General features: G+C 68.9%; 19 protein-coding genes. 10 read left to right on the forward strand and 9 right to left on the reverse strand.

The features are described from left to right. Positions 1-83: 83 nt before the first annotated feature. Genes N2652_05070 through N2652_05090 form a run of 5 tightly spaced genes read right to left on the reverse strand, consistent with a single transcriptional unit; the run spans position 84 to position 4,361 of the window. Positions 84-989: an alpha/beta hydrolase gene (locus N2652_05070; GenBank protein MCX7818567.1), complete on the reverse strand. Its 906-nt coding sequence runs from the start codon at positions 987-989 to the stop codon at positions 84-86. Then, positions 986-1,936, reverse strand: coding sequence for a hypothetical protein (locus N2652_05075; protein ID MCX7818568.1), 951 nt, complete (start codon positions 1,934-1,936; stop codon positions 986-988). The genes N2652_05070 and N2652_05075 overlap by 4 nt, the downstream gene beginning before the upstream one ends. Continuing rightward, the gene (locus tag N2652_05080) at positions 1,933-2,907 is read right to left on the reverse strand and encodes an MlaD family protein (protein ID MCX7818569.1); all 975 of its coding nucleotides are present in this window, start codon (positions 2,905-2,907) and stop codon (positions 1,933-1,935) included. The genes N2652_05075 and N2652_05080 overlap by 4 nt, the downstream gene beginning before the upstream one ends. 15 nt (positions 2,908-2,922) lie before the next feature. Continuing rightward, positions 2,923-3,573 (reverse strand): hypothetical protein, encoded by a 651-nt coding sequence (locus tag N2652_05085; GenBank protein ID MCX7818570.1) that lies wholly within the window; start codon positions 3,571-3,573, stop codon positions 2,923-2,925. Further along, entirely contained in the window at positions 3,570-4,361 is a 792-nt protein-coding gene (locus N2652_05090; GenBank protein MCX7818571.1) for an ABC transporter permease, read from the reverse strand. The genes N2652_05085 and N2652_05090 overlap by 4 nt, the downstream gene beginning before the upstream one ends. A 115-nt stretch (positions 4,362-4,476) precedes the next feature. On the opposite strand from N2652_05090, the gene N2652_05095 reads away from it, so the two are divergent. Next, entirely contained in the window at positions 4,477-5,712 is a 1,236-nt protein-coding gene (locus N2652_05095; GenBank protein ID MCX7818572.1) for an MFS transporter, read from the forward strand. Between the two features lie 33 nt (positions 5,713-5,745). Here N2652_05095 and ffh read toward each other — a convergent pair whose 3' ends face one another. Beyond that, complete coding sequence (gene ffh, locus N2652_05100; GenBank protein MCX7818573.1) at positions 5,746-7,089, reverse strand: signal recognition particle protein; 1,344 nt, start codon at positions 7,087-7,089, stop codon at positions 5,746-5,748. A 104-nt stretch (positions 7,090-7,193) separates the two neighbouring features. Between ffh and N2652_05105 the strand changes: the two genes are divergently transcribed. The 3 genes from N2652_05105 to N2652_05115 all read left to right on the forward strand — a co-directional run bounded on the left by N2652_05105 (position 7,194) and on the right by N2652_05115 (position 9,573). Continuing rightward, a complete protein-coding gene (locus N2652_05105) occupies positions 7,194-7,739 on the forward strand; it encodes a hypothetical protein (protein MCX7818574.1) in 546 nt (181 codons plus the stop codon). A 272-nt stretch (positions 7,740-8,011) separates the two neighbouring features. Beyond that, a complete protein-coding gene (locus N2652_05110) occupies positions 8,012-8,797 on the forward strand; it encodes an MBL fold metallo-hydrolase (GenBank protein MCX7818575.1) in 786 nt (261 codons plus the stop codon). After that, complete coding sequence (locus tag N2652_05115) at positions 8,794-9,573, forward strand: formylglycine-generating enzyme family protein (protein MCX7818576.1); 780 nt, start codon at positions 8,794-8,796, stop codon at positions 9,571-9,573. Before N2652_05110 ends, N2652_05115 begins: the two co-directional genes overlap by 4 nt. On the opposite strand, the gene N2652_05120 is transcribed toward N2652_05115, so the two are convergent. Together N2652_05120 and N2652_05125 are read right to left on the reverse strand one after the other, a co-directional pair. Further along, positions 9,468-10,256, reverse strand: a complete 789-nt coding sequence (locus tag N2652_05120; GenBank protein ID MCX7818577.1) for an EpsI family protein — start codon at positions 10,254-10,256, stop codon at positions 9,468-9,470. The genes N2652_05115 and N2652_05120 overlap by 106 nt on opposite strands. Beyond that, the gene (locus tag N2652_05125) at positions 10,253-11,272 is read right to left on the reverse strand and encodes an exosortase/archaeosortase family protein (protein ID MCX7818578.1); all 1,020 of its coding nucleotides are present in this window, start codon (positions 11,270-11,272) and stop codon (positions 10,253-10,255) included. Before N2652_05125 ends, N2652_05120 begins: the two co-directional genes overlap by 4 nt. A 111-nt stretch (positions 11,273-11,383) precedes the next feature. Here N2652_05125 and N2652_05130 point away from each other — a divergent pair, with 111 nt between their 5' ends. The 6 genes from N2652_05130 to N2652_05155 all read left to right on the forward strand — a co-directional run bounded on the left by N2652_05130 (position 11,384) and on the right by N2652_05155 (position 17,928). After that, a complete protein-coding gene (locus N2652_05130) occupies positions 11,384-12,463 on the forward strand; it encodes a hypothetical protein (protein MCX7818579.1) in 1,080 nt (359 codons plus the stop codon). Between the two features lie 13 nt (positions 12,464-12,476). Continuing rightward, complete coding sequence (locus N2652_05135; GenBank protein MCX7818580.1) at positions 12,477-13,661, forward strand: Xaa-Pro peptidase family protein; 1,185 nt, start codon at positions 12,477-12,479, stop codon at positions 13,659-13,661. A 70-nt stretch (positions 13,662-13,731) separates the two neighbouring features. Beyond that, a complete protein-coding gene (locus tag N2652_05140) occupies positions 13,732-15,126 on the forward strand; it encodes a heme-binding domain-containing protein (protein MCX7818581.1) in 1,395 nt (464 codons plus the stop codon). A gap of 139 nt (positions 15,127-15,265) precedes the next feature. Then, the gene (locus tag N2652_05145; GenBank protein ID MCX7818582.1) at positions 15,266-16,117 is read left to right on the forward strand and encodes a sugar phosphate isomerase/epimerase; all 852 of its coding nucleotides are present in this window, start codon (positions 15,266-15,268) and stop codon (positions 16,115-16,117) included. An 11-nt stretch (positions 16,118-16,128) separates the two neighbouring features. After that, complete coding sequence (locus N2652_05150; protein ID MCX7818583.1) at positions 16,129-16,959, forward strand: PIG-L family deacetylase; 831 nt, start codon at positions 16,129-16,131, stop codon at positions 16,957-16,959. A 30-nt stretch (positions 16,960-16,989) separates the two neighbouring features. Next, positions 16,990-17,928, forward strand: coding sequence for a glucosamine-6-phosphate isomerase (locus N2652_05155; protein ID MCX7818584.1), 939 nt, complete (start codon positions 16,990-16,992; stop codon positions 17,926-17,928). A gap of 21 nt (positions 17,929-17,949) precedes the next feature. On the opposite strand, the gene N2652_05160 is transcribed toward N2652_05155, so the two are convergent. Continuing rightward, positions 17,950-18,228 (reverse strand): hypothetical protein, encoded by a 279-nt coding sequence (locus N2652_05160; GenBank protein ID MCX7818585.1) that lies wholly within the window; start codon positions 18,226-18,228, stop codon positions 17,950-17,952. Positions 18,229-18,255: the final 27 nt, after the last annotated feature.

Below are 18,255 nucleotides of genomic sequence, written 5' to 3' on the forward strand. Positions count from 1 at the left end.
CGGCCGCGAGCGCGCGCGTTCCAACGCGGTGCGGACGAACCCGCGAAGCCCCTGCCGCGGAGCGTCGTCAGCGCCGAGGGACTTCAGTCGGCCGCGGCCGATTCGAAAAACGCGACGAGCCGGTCCTGCCACTCCCGCAGCGTCAGCGCTTCCGTATGGTCCAGGCCCGGAATCCGCCAGTACATCTTGGGCTCGCGCGCGGCGGCAAAGAGCCGGTCGGAATGACCGACCGGGATCACGCGGTCGGCCTCACCGTGGATGAACAGCAGCGGCACCGGCGACAGCCGGCCCACCACCGCCTCTGCGCTGACCTCGTCGGACACCAGCCACCGGGAGAGCGGCCCGGCAAAGAACTGGAGACCCGGCAGACCGCCGATCACATCCCGTACGATCGCGCGCGGCGAGCTGAACGCGGAGTCGACAACGACCGCGCGCACCGGGGGCGTCGGCTCACGGCCGAGCGCCGCCAGCGCGAGCGCGCCGCCCAAACTCTGGCCGAGCACAAACAGGCGGTTCGCATCCGCTTCGGGCAGCGCCCGCACCGTCGCGAGCGCGGCGCGGGTGTCCTCGAGCGCACCCCTCAACGTTGGACGCCCCTCCGAGCGACCGTAGCCGCGATAGTCAAACGCGAATACGTCGTAGCCGCGGGCGGGTAGCCAGTCCACGAACGCGAAGTGCGCGGTCAGGTTCTGCGCATTGCCGTGCGCGTGCAGCACGGTGCCGCGCCGCGCACCCCGCGCAGGAACGAACCAACCGTGCAGTCGCGTGCCATCGGCGCTGCGAAACTCGATATCCCGATACGGAAGCCCGAGCGTCGCGGGGCTGCCGTAGTTTCGACGGTCCGGGTAAAAAAAGCGCCGTTCAACGCCGCCGGTCACGCCCATCCCCGCCAGCACCGCCGCCAGCCCCAGCACCACGCCGACCGCAATTCGAAACAACGAAACGATCAGGCGACCCAGCACGCGTGCGGCGGACACCGCCGGTCTCATGGACCGTGGGTCGGACCGGCGAGCTCCCGCTGCAGCGCCCGCAGTTGCTCGCGCAGGCCGTCCGCGTCACGGTCGGCGATCAGATCGCCGGCCCGTTCGAGCAGCGCGCGCGCCTCCGCGGGCCGTGTCGCCGCCAGCGCGCGCGCGGCCCGAAGTGCCGCGTCGGCCGCCGCCAGTGGCTCGCCAGCCCGCTCGAACGCACGCATCGCGGCGACCAGTGCCCGGGCGACCCGCGCCGGCTGCGACGCACGACCCCGCCAGTGCGCCGCTTCCAGCCACGCCCGACCGCCGCCGGCCGGATCTCCGGCCAGTTCCCGCTCCGCCGCGGCGACCTCCTCGGCCCATGCCCGAAGCGGCGCGGATGCGCTCTGGGGAAGCTCGCGGCGCGCCGCCGCCAGCGACTCTGCCGCCACGGCGATGTTCGACTGCGCGATCGCAATCTGTGCAGCCAGCAACCGGGCCGCTGTGCGGCCCTCCGTGCCGGGCTGCGCCGCGCGCAGCGCCGCCTCGGCCGCCCTTGCCGCACCATCGAGATCACCCACGCCGAGCCGGACCCGACCGTCCAGCACCATGAGATCTGGCTCCACGCGACCGGCCCGGCCCGCTGCCACGATCGCCTCGCGCACCAACGGCGCCGCCGCCGCAGCGTTCCCCAACTCGTATAGGCACACCGCCAGGCTCCCCGCCGTCCCCGCGATCGCAGCCGGCTCATCCAGAGCACGTGCTCGCGCGAGCGCCTCGCGATACAGCCGCGCGGCGGCCTCCGCATCGCCCAGCTCCCACACCCGCCGGGCGGCGCCAGCCAGCCGGCGCACCTCCGGATCGGGCACCGCCGGCGGCAGGGGTTGCGGCGAACGGCAACCCAAACACATCGCCAGCATCACGGCCGCCGCACCGACCGCCACGGCTCGGTCACCACCGCGAACCACGGTCGCCCACCCGTTCATCGCGCCTCCGCTGCGGGCGTGCCCGCCGCCGCGGCGGGCAGCGGCGCGATCGAAAGATCGGGCGTCATCGCGGCGCGCAACAGCCAATGACGCTGAAGACCCGCCAGCAGACGCTCCGTCTCCTGCAACGTCGCCCGCACCTGCAGCACCAGACCGGGCACGTTGCGCAGCTCCCCTTCCACCGTGCCCATCAACTGCGGCAAGTGCTCGGACGCGCCGCGCAGATGTTCAAGGATCCGCTGGACCTCCGCGACCGCGGCGCGCACCTCCGCGAGCAAGGCGCGGGTTTCCGCCATTGCCCGTTCGGCCTCCAGCGCCATCGCCGGATCAGTCAGCAGCCGGCCGATCGTCCCCTGACCCGCCTGCAGGCCATCCGTGATCCGCTGAAGATCGACCAAGATTTTCTGCAACGCATGCTCCGGACTGCGCAGGTCCGCCGCCAGCCCTCGGTACTCGGCGAGCGTCGCCTGCACTTCCTTCAACACCGGCAGCACCGCCTCTTGAATCTGTTCGACGACCAGCTGCACGATCTCCAATAGTTCGGTGTCCTTGCGGATCGGAATCGTTGCGCCATCCGGCGCCACCAGCGGAGCGCCGGCGCCCAGCTCGATCACAATGTACGCGGCGCCGGCGACGCCGAACTCCTTTTTCACGACCGCCTGGGAATCGGAGCGCAGGAAGCGCGCAAAGTCCGACCGCAAGCGAAGACGGCCCTCAATGGTCGCGTCGTCCCGCACGCGAACCTCTTCGACGCGACCGGCGGTCGCCCCGAGAATCTCGACGCGGGTACCCCGCTGCACACCAAAGGTCCCCTCCGCCGGAAAAACGGTGCGCAGCTCGACCTCACGCTCGAACCATCGCTGTGCCCGCCCCATCAGCACGAGGCCGGCCAACAGCAACGCGAGCGCAACGAGCACGAACACGCCGACGATCTCGTGCACATATCGAAACTTGAACGGCACGGGGGGCATGCGTTGCGTCCTCGACTAGAGTTTCACCTCGAACGACGCCGCCGGCAATGCGGACGGCGGCGGCCGGTCGCCCTCGGCCTCGAGCCAGACCATGGCGGCGCCGCCGCGCAGCGCTTGGGCGATCGCCTCGCCGAACTCGCCGGCCGCCGCGACCGCGGCGCGCAGCGGCCGCTCCAGCACCAGCAGCCGGGGTCGCTGCAGCAGCGCGCGGACCCACTGCGCCCGCTGGAGCTCATCGGCGCCGACCACGGCTGGCCGGCCCGCCGGCAGCCCGGCCAAGCCGAACCGACGAGCGAGCGCGGCAGCCTCACCGCGCCATTCGGAGGCCGGCCGACGGCCGTGGTAGAGCGCCGCCAGTAGCACGTTCTCGTCCACGTCCAGATTCGCCACCCAGGCGGTGCCCGCAAACACTCGGCCGACCTCCGCCCTCATCGCGGCCTGCTCCTCCGGGCCGATCTCCCCCCACGCACGACCGCGGAACTCCACACGGCCGGTCGCCGGCTCGACGAGCCCAAGCATCACATCCCCCCAGGTCGGAACGTCGTCGGGATTTGGGAAGATCAACCGCGCCCACTCTCCGGGCAGCAGCTGCAACGAGACCGCGCGCGCCGCCGCGCCGGGCACCGCCACCTGATCGAGCGTGAGGATTGCCGCATCACCGTTCACAAGTACGTCACCAGCGAAACGATCACCACCACCAGAAACAGCGCGGCGACCGACCGCACCACCCCGCGCGTCGCCGCCTGCGGAATCTCTGTCCATGCGGTCTGCACGTCGAGCCCTTCGAGCGTACAGATCACGCCGGTCAACAGGCCGGGAATCCACGTCTTCGCGAGCACGTTCGCCACATCCGAGGGCAGCACGGCCGCGGCGATGCCGTCCACGAACCGGTCCCAGGGTTCCATCGGCGCGCCGATCAGCAGGCCGACGAGGTAACCGCTGGCCAGCGAGATACCGACGAACACGATCGCCAGCGCGCTGACCGCGGTCGCGACACCGATCGCCCGCGGCACGGCGAGGTAGGGAAACGGGTCCACCCCCTGCGAGTCGAGCACGCGCAGCTGGCCGGTGAGCTTCATGGTGGACAGCTCGGATGCGATCGCGGTACCGCTGCGCATGATCACGACGAAATTGACCAGCAGCGGCCCCGCCTCGCGGACCACGACCGCGGCGAGGATCGGCCCGATCAGTGCGGTCTGCCCGAATCGGGAGAGCTGCACCTGGGTTTGCAGCACCACGGCCAGCCCGATCACCACCGCCACCATCGCTGCGAACGGCAGCGCTTCCACGCCGGTGAACAGAACCTGCCGGGCGAGCACCGCGCGCACCGGCCGCCGCCACGTGCTCGGGCGCAGCGCGTGCACGACCACCGCCGCCACGGTGGCGGCAACGCGCACGTGGCGCCGCAGCCGTCGCAGCACCCCCTCGCCGAGCCTGGCCAGCCACGCGCTCATCGGATCGGCCGCAAGGTGTACCCCCCGCCTCTCCTCAGAGCAAGGCTGACGCGGCCATGCCGATCGCCGCGGGTTCTTGTCGCTGCTCTCCCACCGTGACAGACTCAGCCTGCCGATGAACACCGCAACGGATGGCCGCCCCTCGGGCGACTCCGCCCGCGCAGGTCTCGCCGGGCTACTGGCGATGGTGGTGCTGGTCGGCACGGGCGAGCACATGGGCGAGCGCTTCCTGCCGCTTTACCTGCACGAGCTGGTACCGGCGGCGAGTGCGGCGATGGCGATCGGCGCGCTCGCCGCGATGGATGACCTGCTCTCGGCTCTGTACTCCTTCCCCGGTGGCTATCTGACCGACCGGTTGGGCGCGCGCCGCGCACTGCTGCTGTTCAATGCGCTGTCGGTGGCCGGCTACGCGATGGTCATCGGCATCCGCCGGTGGTGGGCGGTGCTGGCCGGCGCGGCGCTGTTCATCTCCTGGTCCGCCATTTCGCTGCCCGCAACGATGGAACTCCTCGGCCGGTTGATGCCGGTAAACCGGCGCACCCTCGGCGCCTCGCTGCTGGCGCTCACCCGCCGGGTACCCAAAATGCTCGGGCCGGTCGCCGGGGGCGCATGCATCGCGGCCTGGGGCGTCGAGCGCGGCGTGCGCATCGCCTTCGGGGCGGCGATGGTGCTGGCGTGCCTCGCCGCGATCGCGCAGCAGCGCTGGCTTCCCGCTCGCGAGCTTCGAGACCGCCGCGCGGAGCCGAACCCACTGCGCCTGTGGCGCGAGATGCCGCGGCCGCTGCGGCACCTGTTGGCCGCCGACGTGCTGATCCGGTTCTGCGAACGCATCCCAGACGCCTTCGTGGTGGTCTGGGCGACAAGGACCGTGGCCCAACCGGTCTCCGAACTCGGGTTCGGCACCCTTTCGGCGCTGGAACATCTCACGGCGCTGGTGGTGTACCTGCCAGTCGCGCTGCTGGCCGATCGCTTCGGTAAATGGCCGTTCGTCGTGGTCACCTTCGGGTTTTTCACTTTGTTCCCGCTCGCGCTGCTGCATGCGCAGTCGCCCGCCGCGCTCGCGGCGGCGTTCGTGCTGCGCGGATTGAAGGAGTTCGGAGAACCTTCCCGCAAGGCGCTCATTCTGGACCTCGCTCCGCGCGAGCGGGCGGCAGCGATGTTCGGGCTGTACTACTTGGTGCGCGACGTGGTGGTCTCGGCCGCCGCGTTCGGCGGCGCGCTGCTCTGGCGCTCGTCGCCCCGACTCAACCTGCGGGTCGCCTTTGCGTTCGGCGTCGCCGGCACGCTCTGGTTCCTCGGGTGCCAGCTCACCCGACGGGAGGTCTCGACACGCCCGCTGGCTTCCCTCTGACCTCCTACTGCGAGCGGTGCGGCGGCCGCCGCGCTAGCGGGGCGGAAACGGCAGGCGGCCACCCCGGACGCGCTTCATCATCTCCCGCATCATTTTGAAGCGCTGCAGCAGATCGTTCACCTCGGTGACGCTCGTTCCGCTGCCCGCTGCGATGCGACGGCGCCGACGGCCGTCAATGATCTCGGGATTCCGGCGCTCGCGCGGCGTCATGCTCAGGATGATTGCCTCAGTCCGCTTCAGCTGCTGCGGCGACTGCTGCAACGCCTGCTCCCGCAGATGTGGCGGCAGCTGCGCGGCACCCGGCATCAAATCGAGCAGCTGGTGCAACGGGCCGAGCCGCTTCATCTGCCGCAACTGTTCGAGCAGGTCCTCGAGGTTCAGCCGACCGTCCCCGCGCAGCTTTTCCTCCAGCTTCTTCACCGCCTCCTCGTCCACCGCCTGGCGCGCCTTCTCCACCAGCGTGACCACATCGCCCATGCCGAGGATGCGCGACGCCATGCGGTCGGGATGAAACGGCTCCAGATCGTCCAGTTTTTCGCCGGTCCCGATCATCAGAATCGGACAGCCGGTCACCGCGTGCACCGATAGCGCCGCGCCCCCGCGAGCGTCGCCGTCAAGTTTCGTCAGAATGAACCCGGTCAGGCCCACCGTCTCATGAAACCGCTGCGCCACCCGCACCGCCGACTGGCCCACCGCCGCGTCCAGCACGAGGATGACGTTGTGGGGGCGGATCAGCCCGCGGAGCTCGCGCAGCTCCGCCAGCAGCTCGTCGTCCACGTCGAGCCGGCCGGCGGTGTCGTAGATCGCCACATCGTACAGTTCGCGCTGGGCTTTCCGGGCCGCCCGTTGTGCGAGCGTCGACGGCGTGTCACCCGGCTCCGGGCCGGCCACGTCCACGCCGACCCGACTGCCGAGAATGCGCAGCTGCTCCACCGCCGCCGGCCGTTTCAGATCGCAGGCGACCAGCAGCACTTTTCGCCGCTCCGCGCTCCAGCGCTTCGCCAGCTTCGCAGCGGTCGTCGTCTTTCCCGAGCCGTTCAAACCGACGAGCATCACGTTCATCGGCCGACCGCCCCAGCGCACGTCCCGGCGGGCGCGACCGAGCAACTCGACCAGCTGCTCGTGAATCCGGCGGATCACCTGTTGTCCCGGCGTGATTCCGCGTAGCACCTCCTCGCCGACGCATCGCTTCCGCACCCCGTCGATGAACTGCTGCGCGACCTGGTAGTTCACGTCCGCCTCAAGCAGCGCGGTGCGGACCTCGCGCAACGCCTCCTCGATGTTCGCCTCGGTCAGCGTACCCTGGCCGCGCAATCGCCGAAACACGGTCTGTAGCGAACTGGTCAGCGCCTCGAACATTGGCGCCCGAGTATCCACGCGCCGCGTCCGCCCCGCAACCACACCTCGCGGCTTGAGTTGCGCGGCGGCCGGCGCATGATGGGGGCATGAACACGTGCGCGAACGGGTTGGATCCGGTTCGGATGAACCGGCCCGTGCACATCGGCCGGCGCGATGCGCTGGTCGAGCGCGCGGTCGCGCTGCTGTCGGCGCCGACCGATTCGCTCGATCTCGGCGCGCGCATTGTGCATGTGGAGCGAATCATCGCGCTGCTCGAACGCGCACTGCGCGAGAGCGCGCTCGCGAACCGAGCCGGCGACGCGCCCGCAATGGAACGGGACTTCGTGCACTTTCTGCAGTTGATTCTCGAGAATGTCCGGTCCGCCGCCGCGTTTCTGAAAAGCACCGCGCAGTTCGAGTCTCGCGAGCAGACCTTTCTGCGCGAATACCTGAAGGTCGCACGCGAGGAGGTCGAGCTGGCCGCGGTGAACTACCGCCGGCTCTCCGCGGACGTGCTGGCCGGTCTCTGGCAGATGCTGCGGCTGCTGCACATTCCCTACCGGGCGCTGCAACAGAGCGCCCGCGAGACGTTCGATGACGCCGCGATCGAGCGACACCGCCTCGCCTACGAGAGCCTGCGGGCGGAACTGGCCGGACCGGCGGACGTGGATCCGGCGGCCGCCATCTGAGCGGATAGCCCCCCGCCCCGCGGAGGCGGGTGGACGCGCGTTGAGGCGCAGCACCCTTCGATGGTGCGCACCGTCGCCGACGCTCGCCGGGTCTGCGCTGCTTTTTTTCGAAGTGCCGCAGCCGCCCGCCCGGTACCGCTCACCCGCGCCGCAGCCCCCGGGTGCGCGTCCGCCGGGCGCGCTTGCCCGGCTAGAACAATGACCCTGCGGTCCGGACGGGTGGTCGAAAACAAGTCATGGCGGCATCGCTGGCGGCGAAGTATACTGGGGCGATGGCGTTGCGATTTTGTGTTCTGGGGAGCAGCAGCGCGGGAAACGCCACATGGGTGGCGTCGGAGACGACCGCGATTCTGGTGGACGCGGGCTTCAGCCTCCGCACGATCGAGGAACGACTCGCCGCGATCGGCCAGAGCGCCGCATCGTTGCGAGCGGTGGTGGTCAGCCACGAGCATAGCGACCACATCGCGGGGATACCGCGGCTGCAGCGCCGCCACGGTGTGGAGGTGTTCGCAAACGAAGGCACGCGCGAGGGGGCACTTCAGGCCCCTGAGTTCGCCGAGGTGCGATGGACGCTGTTTCAGACCGGCCACGCCTTTCAGGTGGGGGACCTGACGATCACGCCATTTGCGGTGCCGCACGACGCGTATGACCCGGTGGGTTTCTTGATTTCCCATGACGGCACCACCATCGGCATCGCGACCGATCTGGGTACCGGCACCACCCTGGTCAGTACGCGGCTGCAGGCCTGTCGGGCGCTGGTGCTGGAAGCGAACCACGACGAGCGGATGTTGCGCGACTCGCGCCGCCCCTGGCCGCTCAAGCAGCGGATCCTGAGCCGGCAAGGGCACCTCTCCAACCGAGCGGCGGCGGCGCTGCTGCTGGAGGCCGCAGGCCCAACGCTGACCGACGTGTTTCTCGCCCACCTCTCCCAGGAGTGCAACCAGCCGGACTTCGCTCTTCAGACCATCGAGGAAGAACTGCGGCGAGCCGGCTATCATCACATCCGGCTGCGACCCACCTACCCCGATCGACCCGCCGAGCTCTGGCCGGGCGTATGACGAAGTGGTGCTCCGCCGCGCTGAAGATTGTGGCGGCCGCCGTGGCGGGGTGCGGACCGGCGAAGCCGCCGGTGCTGGTGAAAATCCCGGCCGGAGAGTATCGCCTCGGAAGCCGGGAAGCCGGGCCGGAAAATCCGCCGCACATCGTCGTGCTGTCCGAGTTTCATCTTGGCGCGTTCGAGGTGACGGTGGAAGAATTTGCGAGGTTTCTCAACGCCACCGGCACGCGCCCCCAACAGATGCCGCATCCAGATCTGTTGTGCGAACGCGGTCGATGGCGTCCGGCCGCAGGTCGTGCACGCCACCCGATTGCGTCCGTCACAGCGGCCGAAGCGGAAGCATATTGCCGCTGGCTCTCGCGTGAGATCGGGCGGCTCTGCCGCCTGCCAACCGCCGACGAGTGGGAGGCGGCTGCCCGCGGCGGTATTCACGGAGCGGCATGGCCATGGGGCTGGGGGCCCCCCAGAGGGCGCATGGCGTGGAATCTGGCCGGCACCCGGCCGGTCGGCCGCTATCCCCCAAACCCCTTCGGCCTCTACGACATGGCGGGCAACGTCTTCGAGTGGTGTGCGGACCGCCTCCCCGCTGGCCGGCTCGCGCTGGGCGGCGCCTGGTCCGAACGGTCCCCCCGAGCTTGTGCGGTGTTCCGACGGCCGGTCTTCCGATCAGACTATTCCGGCCCGGATGTTGGGTTCCGGGTCGCGGTGGAGCTGGGCGCGGGCAGCACCAGCGCGCGATGCAGCTCTGGGATCAGTGCCGCGAGCTGCCGCCGATAATCCTCCCGTTCCGGGTTCCGCCAACCGGCCACCGAGATGTATGCCCAACGGTGGGCGACGCCGTGCACGACCCTGTCCCACGCCAGCCAGAACATCCGCAGCAGGTGCCACGGCGTCTCGCGCCCCTGGCCGACGAACCAGTAGGCGTAGTAGCCGGTCTGCTCTCCCGCACCGCCGACCGCCTCGCGGCGAGTGAGAAAGACCATCACGTCGAGCGGGCGGCCGTCGGCGAGCTGAAAGCGCTCCGCGCCGCCCCCCATAATGTGAAACCCTTGCCCCACGAGGCAGCGTTCGGGTCGGTGAATGCTCTCGCGCTCGCGCCCGGTCAGCACGATCGAGACCTGCACCGCCTCGCCCGCGCTGTTTTGATAAATCGCCTTGCGGAACTCCGTGTCTTTCGGAAGCTGCTCGTACTCTTCCAGCGTCATCGTGTGCAGCCGCGAACCACAGACCGGGCACGGCGCGTCACGCCCGCCGAGCTCATCCAGCCGGAACTCGCGTTTGCACTCGGGGTTGTGGCAGAACCGAAGCTCGTGCGCGGTCCAGCCCGCCAGCTCCGCGGGCAGCTCCATTCGCACGCCCGGCTGATCCACCAGCGAGACGTCCACAAATGCGGACAGCGCCCATGCCGCCGCTGCCATCAGCGCCAGCACCGGCATCACCGTGAGCAGCTGCCGTTTCACGAAGCCGTGGGCGCCGTCGCGGTGCCGAACCAGCGCTCTCGAAGCCCCCTCCACCACGCCGCCGGATCAGAGTTCAACGCCGAACCGAAGGTCACCATCAACGCGATCGCCACGATGAACACGACGTAGCCCGAATACTCGTGGATCAGGCCGACCGCGACCTTTTCCCCGAACGATTCCGCGATCAGTCCGATCACCACGATCCGCACGATGTTGCCCGCGATCGCCAGCGGAATGCTCGCGGAGAACAGCACCAGCTTTTTCCACAGCGTTCGCTGCGTCGCGAATGCATACGCCGCGGTCAATGCGGTCATCGCCAGCAGCGACCGCAACCCGCTGCAGGGGTTCGCAATGTCGACCCCCCACCGCTCCGTCCCCAGCGGCGTCAGCGCGCGGATCGCCGAACCCGTCTGCGTCACGTCCACGCCCAGCCCCCGCAGAATCGCCACCGAGGCGGTCGTCGCAAACATCCGCAGCGGGAACGCAATCACGTCGAGGAAGTTCATCGGAATACAAAAGATCAGGTAACCTACGGGAAAGAGCAGGTGCCGCGCAAAGTCCCATCCGTAGAAGTAGTACGGCAACGCCCACAGCAGCAGGATCAGCGCCATCAGCGACACTCGGGTCTGCTGCATCTTGGCGCCAACCCAGTGCATCGCCAGCCCCAACGCAATCAGGGCCAGCCCGCCCCGGGCCACCGCACGCCGCGCCGCCATCAAGTCGTGACGCTTGTACCAGAGCGCCCACAGACTAACGAACGGAATCACGTAGCCATGGCTATAATCGGCACCGCCAAACGAGATCTTGTCCTGCCAGCGAGCAAACATCCACAAAAATGCGGACCGTCCGCCCGCATCGGCGACCGTGTTGCCCAGGAAGTGGAACAGCGCGAAGAGCCCTGCCGCGATCGCCGCGGCGACTGCAATCTGCATCCACTCGGCCGGTTCCAGCGCCGCCAGAGGCCACCGCTCGCTGATCAGCCGCACCTTTGGCCGCGATGGAGGATGTGCGCTCATAGGCCGCTTCAGTTTACCCGCCCCGGCCCGCTCGTCAACCGGTGGCGGCGGACACCGCTGGCATCTGCGGCCAGCGGCCGGTATAGTGCGCGCCCTGACGCAAAGCCAATCATGAGTTTCGAACAGGGACGCATCAGTTTCCGGATTTTCCGCTGGCGCGGCGAGTTGCCCGCCGACTGGGCCGACTGTGTGCGCCGCCACGCGTGCCCCCCCCCGACCACGGTCGGCGCCGAGCCGGCGCAGGGCTGGACCGGCGGGCGTCACCCGCTCGATCTGCCGGTGGTGCCGGAGCACCTCACCCATGGAGGCTGGATTCGAATGCTGTTTGTGCGCGCGCTCCGGCGTCCGCCCGGCAGCTATCTGGCCGCGACGATCCGGGCAGAAGAAGCCGCGCTGCAAGCCGCGCTGAACCGCCCGTTTCTCGACCGCCGCACCCGAGCGAAGATCCGCAAGGAGGTGACCGACCGCCTCTGCCGCGAGTCGCTACCGTCGCTGAGCGTGGTGCAGGTCCTTGCGGATCCGGCGGAGGGAATCGCATATGCGTCCGCGTTGTCCGACACGCTGGCCGACCGGGTGACGGTCTGGTGGCAGCGCTCGTTCGGACGGCGGCTGGACCCCCTCGATCCGATGGAGCTGGCGAGGGAGCTGCGCTCGCCTCACCCCCGCGAGTGGCCGCCGTTCGCAGAACGCCACATCGGGGACTCGGACCCCGGCTGCGAATTTCTGACCTGGCTGTGGTTTGCGATGGAGCAGGGCGAATCGGAAATCGACGTACCGGGCCAGGGGCGGGCGGCATACGTGCTGGAGGGACCGCTGGTGCTCGGCACCGAGGAGGGCGAGGGAGCGCTGGAGACGGTGGTGCGGCGGGGTCAACCGATCGCCGGCGTGGAGGCGCGCGCCGCGCTGCGGGCCGGCAAGCTGTTGCGCCGCGCAACACTGCGACTGGCCTCCGGTGCGCGCGAATGGAGCTGTGTAGTGGACGGTCGTTCCTTCGGCTTTCGTTCCTTCCAACCGGCCGACGATCCAGAGTTGCGGGATCCCCTCAGCCGCTTCCAGGACCGCGCCCGGCAGCTGCACGAGTTCCGGCGGCTGTGGGTCGCGCTCTATCGCCGCTTCTTGGAAGTGCGCACGGTCGGCTCAACTTGGCAGAGCGTGCGCGCCGAACTGGACCACTGGCTCGCGAACGGCTGAAGGAAGGCATCTGATGCGTCCGCCCTCTGCCACCGCTCAAGCCGAAACCCCGGCGGGCGGCCCGCCGCAGGGCTCTCCCCCCGAGGAATGCCGCCAGCGTCTGGAAGCCCTCCGCAACATTCTCGCGAGGCTGAAACTCGATGGAGCCTGGATCGTCAGCCCCGTGAACCGGCTGTACTACACCGGCGTACTGACCAGCAACGGCGTGCTGGTGGTGCCAGTGGAGGGGCGGCCGCGCCTCTACACCGACTTCCGCTACCGCGAGGCAGCGGCCGCGGCAGCGATGTTGCTCGAAGTGCGCCCAATGCCCCGGCGGGGCAGTATCTGGATGACGCGGGAAGAACGTCGCCGCTGGCGGTCCATCGGCTTCGAAGCGGCACGGGTCCCCTGGGAACGCGCAGAACACTGGCGCCAGTTGTGCCGCCACGTGCGCACGTGGCGGGCGCTCGACGCGGCGATCGCCGAACAGCGCGCGATTAAGTCTCCCGACGAGCTCCATCGTATTCGTCAGGCCGCCGCCGCCGCCGACCTCGCCTTCGCGCGAACGCTTCGCGAGCTGCGGCCCGGCAGCACGGAATGGGACATCCGCCGCCGTCTGCGAGCCCGGCTGGATGAACTGAGCGAGGGCGAATCCTTCCCGCTGATCGTCGCCACCGGTCCAAATGCATCCCGCTGCCACCACGAGCCCGGACTGCGCCGCTGGGCCGAAGGTGAAGTGTTGCTGGTGGACATGGGCGCAGTGGTCGGACGCTACTGTTCGGATATGACGCGCGTGGTCTGGGCGGGCCGGATGCCGCGGCGCTGGCGCGATCTCTGGCGCCGCGTCAACGATGCCCGAGCGGCCGCGATCGAAGCCGTGCGGCCCGGTGTCAGCGCACGCGAGGTCGACGCGATCGCGCGGCGCCACCTCCGCAACGCGGGCCTCGCCCGGTTTTTCGGACACGGGCTCGGGCATGGCGTCGGGCTGGAAATCCATGAATCGCCGCGACTGAGCCAGACCTCGACCGATCGTCTCGCCGCCGGAATGGTCGTCACGATCGAACCCGGTGTCTACCTGCCGGGAGAAGGTGGCGTTCGCATCGAAGACCTGGTGCTGGTGACCGACCGGGGCGCGGAGGTGCTGACCCAGACGCCGCGGGACCCCGAAGCCCTCGTCGCAGACCAACCGGCACGGGCTCGGCGGCGGGGCCGGAGTTGATCCTCGCGCTCGCCCACTCTATGATGCGGACGGGTCTGGGCGGGCTTGAACCGAGTCGGAGAGACGGCAGATGAAAAAGAAGGTCGGGCTCGTCATCGTGGTGCTGGCGCTGATTGGACTGGCGTTCCCGCTGATCAATCTCGTGGTACCCGTCCCCGTTCGCGAGTCGTTCCGCAATCTTCCGACTGCGAGCGCCGCGGAGGCGACGGCGAAGTCCATTCTCGAGGCGAAATGTGTGATGTGCCACATGGAGGATCCCGGACTGCCCTTCTATGCGGGGTTCCCGATCGCCTCGTCCTTGATCCGTCGCCACGTCACCGACGGCACTGCGATCTGGGACGCGCAGCGGCTGTTGCAAAAACACGGCGCCGATGAGGTGGCGATGGCAAAGCTCGAGCAGTCGGTCGAGCTGGGGACGATGCCGATTCTGCCGTATCTGGCGATGCACTGGAACGCAGCGCTCTCGAAGGCGGAGCAACGTGCGCTGATCGCATGGGTGCACGAGGTGCGTACCCAGAAGTTCACGCGCGGGCTTGCCGCCGCGGAGTTCGCGGTGTTCCCGGTGCAGCCGCTGCCCCCGCGCTGGCCGGAGCCGCTCAACCCCCGCAAGGTTGAGCTCGGCGACAAGCTCTACCACGACAAGCGCCTTTCGGGCGACAACACCATCGCCTGCGCCAGCTGCCACGACCTGGCCAAGGGCGGCACCGACCAGCTCCAGTTCTCCGTCGGTGTGCGCAACCAGGTCGGCAGCATCAACGCTCCCACCGTGTTCAATGCCGCCTTCAACCTCGCGCAGTTCTGGGACGGGCGCGCCCGCGATCTCGCCGACCAGGCCGGACAGCCGGTCGTGAACCCCATCGAGATGGATGCGAAGTGGGACGAGGTGCTCGCGAAGCTCGCGAAGGATGAGGCGCTCACCGCGCTCTACCGCGAGGTCTATGGCGCGGATGCCGCCTGGACCGCCGCGAACACGCAGGATGCGATCGCGGAATTCGAGAAGGGACTCATCACGCCAGACTCGGCGGTGGACCGCTACCTGAAGGGGGACCGCACCGCGCTGAACGCGACGGAGTCCCGCGGCCTCGAGCTGTTCAAAGCTCACAGCTGCGCAACCTGCCACACCGGTGAGTCGATGGGCGGACGCTCATTTGAGCGGCCGCACGATCCGGCTGCGTTCTATCGCGCGCTCGGGCGAGCACCGCAAAAGGACGACTACGGCCGCTACAACGTCACACAGAACGAGGCGGACCGGTTCAAAATGAAAGTGCCGCTGCTGCGGAACCTCGCGCTAACGTTCCCCTACCTTCATGACGGCTCGCAGACCGACCTTCGCAACGTTGTGCGGCTGATGCATGACCACTTCGTGCCGCCGCTGAACCGTCGACCGCTCGCCGAGGCGGACGTCGAGGCGATCGTTGCAATGCTGAAGCGCAACACCGGCACGCTGAACGGTCGCCCGCTCTGATCGCGCTGGCGCGGGGCTTTGCCGCCCTCGCAGTGGATTCGCTATCTGCGCGAGCGGTCGTGCGAGCCGGATTGACGCGAGGTTAGGTGCCGTCTCATAGTCGTGCCGCGCGACACAGCGCACAACGAGGAGATGGCCCATGAGCGTGGTCACTGATCCCCAACGGTTCCTCTCTCGAATCGCGGTGTGCGGCTGGTCCTTGCAGGCATCCGACCCCGCGACGCTCGTCCAGCGAATGCTGGCCGCCGGCTTTCGACGAGTGCAGCTGGACCTTGACCCGTTCCGCGAAAATCCGGCCGTCTGGGGCGCGGCGCCGCGCATCTTTGAGGAGCACGGGATCCAGCCGGTTTCGGGCATGTTTCGAACGGTCGGCGAGGACTACTCCACACTAGAAACCATCCGGCGCACGGGGGGCATCGTCCCCGATGCCACGTGGCCGCAGAATCTCGCCAACGCCCGGGTGACCGCGCGCAACGCGCAGCGGCTGGGGCTGAAGTTCGTGATGTTCCATGCGGGATTCCTGCCGCATGACACGTCGGATCCGTCGTTCGAAAAGCTCGCCGGTCGGGTCCGCACGATCGCGCGGCTCTTTGCAGACCACGGTCTGACGCTCGGATGTGAAACCGGTCAGGAAACGGCCGAGTCGCTGCGGAATTTCCTCGAAGCGCTCGGCGAGCCGAACGTCGCGGTGAACTTTGATCCCGCCAACATGCTGCTCTATGGCAACGGCGACCCGATCGAAGCGGTGCGGCTGGTCGGCCGATGGGTCCGAGGCGTCCACATGAAGGACGCCCGCGTGACCGACGTGCCCGGCACCTGGGGAACCGAGCTGCCGGTGGGTCGGGGACAGGTGGACTGGCCGGCGTTTCTGCGCGCGCTCGATGAGATTGGCTTCGACGGCTGGTTGTGTTTCGAGCGGGAGGCAGACAGCCGCCGGGTCGAGGATCTGCGCGAGGGCCGCGAGTTCATCGAACGGCTGCTGGCCAGCTGAGGCGGCCGCTGATGTCGCTCCGGCCTCCGCCCAGCCCCACGGCGCCGCGCGCGCTGGCAATCGGCGCGCATCCGGACGACGTCGAATTTCTCATGGCCGGCACGCTGCTGCGACTCGGCCAGGTCGGCTACGAGCTGCACGTGATGAACGTCGCCGATGGCTGTCTCGGCAGCCAGGTGCATCCCCCCGTGCGGCTGCGCCACATCCGGCTGGCCGAGGCACGGGCATCCGCCCGCATCCTCGGCGCGGTCCATCACCCGCCGCTGGTGCGCGACCTCGAAGTTTTCTATGAGCTCGACACCTTGCTGCGGCTCGCCGCGGTGATCCGGGAGGTCGCGCCGACCATTCTGCTGGTTCCCTCCCCGCAGGACTACATGGAGGACCACACGAACACCTGCCGGCTGGCGGTCTCCGCGGCCTTCGTGCGCGGGATGCGCAACCTGCGGACCCGCCCACCGCGCCCACCGGTCACCGGCGACGTCGCGATCTACCACGCAATGCCCGTCGGCCTCTGTGATCCGCTCCGTGTGCCGATCGAGCCGGAGCTCTTCGTGGATACCACGCCGGTGTTTACGACGCAGCGCGCCGCGCTCGCCGCACACCGCAGCCAGCACGCGTGGCTCGCCGAAACCCAGAAGCTCAACAACTACCTCGCCACGCTCGACCGGCTCGCGCGAGCGGTCGGCCGTATGTCCGGTCGCTTTCGCTTCGCGGAAGGGTGGCGCCGCCACCTGCACCACGGGTTTGGCGCCGAGAACTTCGACCCCCTGCGCGAGGCGCTCGGGCCGGCCTGCCACGTGAAACCCCGCCGGCGACGGGCGTGGCACACCGCCTGGAGGTGAGGTGCACCGCGACGCATGGGAGGGACCGACATGGCTCGCAAGCTCAGCGCAATCGCGCCCGACTGGTGGGACTACACCACGCTCGACGACGACCTGATCGCGGAGGTCGCCCGCCTCACCCCCCGCGATCTCGAGCGCCTGTCGCGACCGGGGTTTCGCGTGATCCTGCACGACACGCTGGAGGACTTCTACCTCGCCGAGGCGCTGGAGTACATCGAAGCGTGGCGGCAAAGCACCGACGACAATCCGGTCGGCATCTGCGGCCCCATCGGGCCCACGGAACAGTTGCCGCTCGTCGCGCGGCTCGTGAACGAACTGAACCTCGACGTCCGCTCCGCGCACTTCTGGGCGATGGATGAGTGGTACGATGCGGCCACCGGCCGCGAAGTACCGCCGACACACCCCCTCTCGTTTGAGCGAGCGGATCGGGAACTGTGCTTTTCACGCATCGCGCCAAAGCTCCGTATGCCCGACACCCATCTCCATTTTCCGAAAGCGAACACCTCCTCCTATCGCCGGTCATGGCATGCCGGCGTCCGCTGCGCGGTGATGCAGGGCGGTCAGGGAGACGTGAAACACTGGGCGTTCAACGATCCGATGCCACGGCGTGGACGCTGGCGCGACGCCCCGCCCTCTCCCGCCGAGTACCGCGCGCTCGGCACGCGGATCGTGAAACTGCACCCGCTGACGATCGCGCAGAACGCCCGGACCAGCGGCGGCGGCAACATCGCGATGGTCCCGACGATGGCGATCACGGTCGGCCCGGTCGAAACCTGGCTCGCCGAGCGCGTCTCCATCTGGCAGGCCGGCCGTCACGACAACCCGTTCGGACAGCGGCTGACCGCGTACATGATCTCCAAACGGATCGTGGACACCGCGGTGCCGATGTCCCTGTTGGCCGACCACCCCGACGTGCGCTTCCATTACTACCGAGGCGGCCTGGGCAGCTGCGCGGTGGAGATGCACTGAACGAGGCGGCCCGCGCGTCGTTCACTCCTCCAAGGGCGCGAATCGAAAACCACACACCTCGGCCGTAATGTGCTCCCGCGGCGTGCGAGGGTACACGCGACAGCTCGGCGGGCGAACCGCATAGATCGCACACCGGCTGCGGCCGTCAGCAGACATCCGGAGCGCAGGACACCGATACGGCAGCCGGCAACAGGCCCCACACGCCCGACACCCTCCCGTCCGTCCCGGCGCCACCGGCAGCCAGCAGGTGACCAGGTTGCGTTTCAGCTTCGACCAGATCGTGTTCCGATCCCGGTTCATCGTGATCGAGGTCCGGCAGAGTCGGGC

It is taken from the genome of Kiritimatiellia bacterium (assembly GCA_026417735.1).
Classification (GTDB): domain Bacteria; phylum Verrucomicrobiota; class Kiritimatiellia; order PWTM01; family PWTM01; genus CAACVY01.

Bases quoted from the DNA above. Each gene is read 5' to 3' on its own strand.
- N2652_05075 (MCX7818568.1), bottom strand. From the start codon at position 1,936: ATGAACGGGTGGGCGACCGTGGTTCGCGGTGGTGACCGAGCCGTGGCG.
- N2652_05155 (MCX7818584.1), top strand. From the start codon at position 16,990: ATGGCTCGCAAGCTCAGCGCAATCGCGCCCGACTGGTGGGACTACACC.
- N2652_05150 (MCX7818583.1), top strand. From the start codon at position 16,129: ATGTCGCTCCGGCCTCCGCCCAGCCCCACGGCGCCGCGCGCGCTGGCA.
- N2652_05125 (MCX7818578.1), bottom strand. From the start codon at position 11,272: ATGAGCGCACATCCTCCATCGCGGCCAAAGGTGCGGCTGATCAGCGAG.
- N2652_05090 (MCX7818571.1), bottom strand. From the start codon at position 4,361: ATGAGCGCGTGGCTGGCCAGGCTCGGCGAGGGGGTGCTGCGACGGCTG.
- N2652_05080 (MCX7818569.1), bottom strand. From the start codon at position 2,907: ATGCCCCCCGTGCCGTTCAAGTTTCGATATGTGCACGAGATCGTCGGC.
- N2652_05130 (MCX7818579.1), top strand. From the start codon at position 11,384: ATGAGTTTCGAACAGGGACGCATCAGTTTCCGGATTTTCCGCTGGCGC.
- N2652_05115 (MCX7818576.1), top strand. From the start codon at position 8,794: ATGACGAAGTGGTGCTCCGCCGCGCTGAAGATTGTGGCGGCCGCCGTG.
- N2652_05070 (MCX7818567.1), bottom strand. From the start codon at position 989: ATGAGACCGGCGGTGTCCGCCGCACGCGTGCTGGGTCGCCTGATCGTT.
- N2652_05095 (MCX7818572.1), top strand. From the start codon at position 4,477: ATGAACACCGCAACGGATGGCCGCCCCTCGGGCGACTCCGCCCGCGCA.
- N2652_05135 (MCX7818580.1), top strand. From the start codon at position 12,477: ATGCGTCCGCCCTCTGCCACCGCTCAAGCCGAAACCCCGGCGGGCGGC.
- N2652_05140 (MCX7818581.1), top strand. From the start codon at position 13,732: ATGAAAAAGAAGGTCGGGCTCGTCATCGTGGTGCTGGCGCTGATTGGA.
- N2652_05160 (MCX7818585.1), bottom strand. From the start codon at position 18,228: ATGAACCGGGATCGGAACACGATCTGGTCGAAGCTGAAACGCAACCTG.
- N2652_05105 (MCX7818574.1), top strand. From the start codon at position 7,194: ATGAACCGGCCCGTGCACATCGGCCGGCGCGATGCGCTGGTCGAGCGC.
- N2652_05145 (MCX7818582.1), top strand. From the start codon at position 15,266: ATGAGCGTGGTCACTGATCCCCAACGGTTCCTCTCTCGAATCGCGGTG.
- N2652_05110 (MCX7818575.1), top strand. From the start codon at position 8,012: ATGGCGTTGCGATTTTGTGTTCTGGGGAGCAGCAGCGCGGGAAACGCC.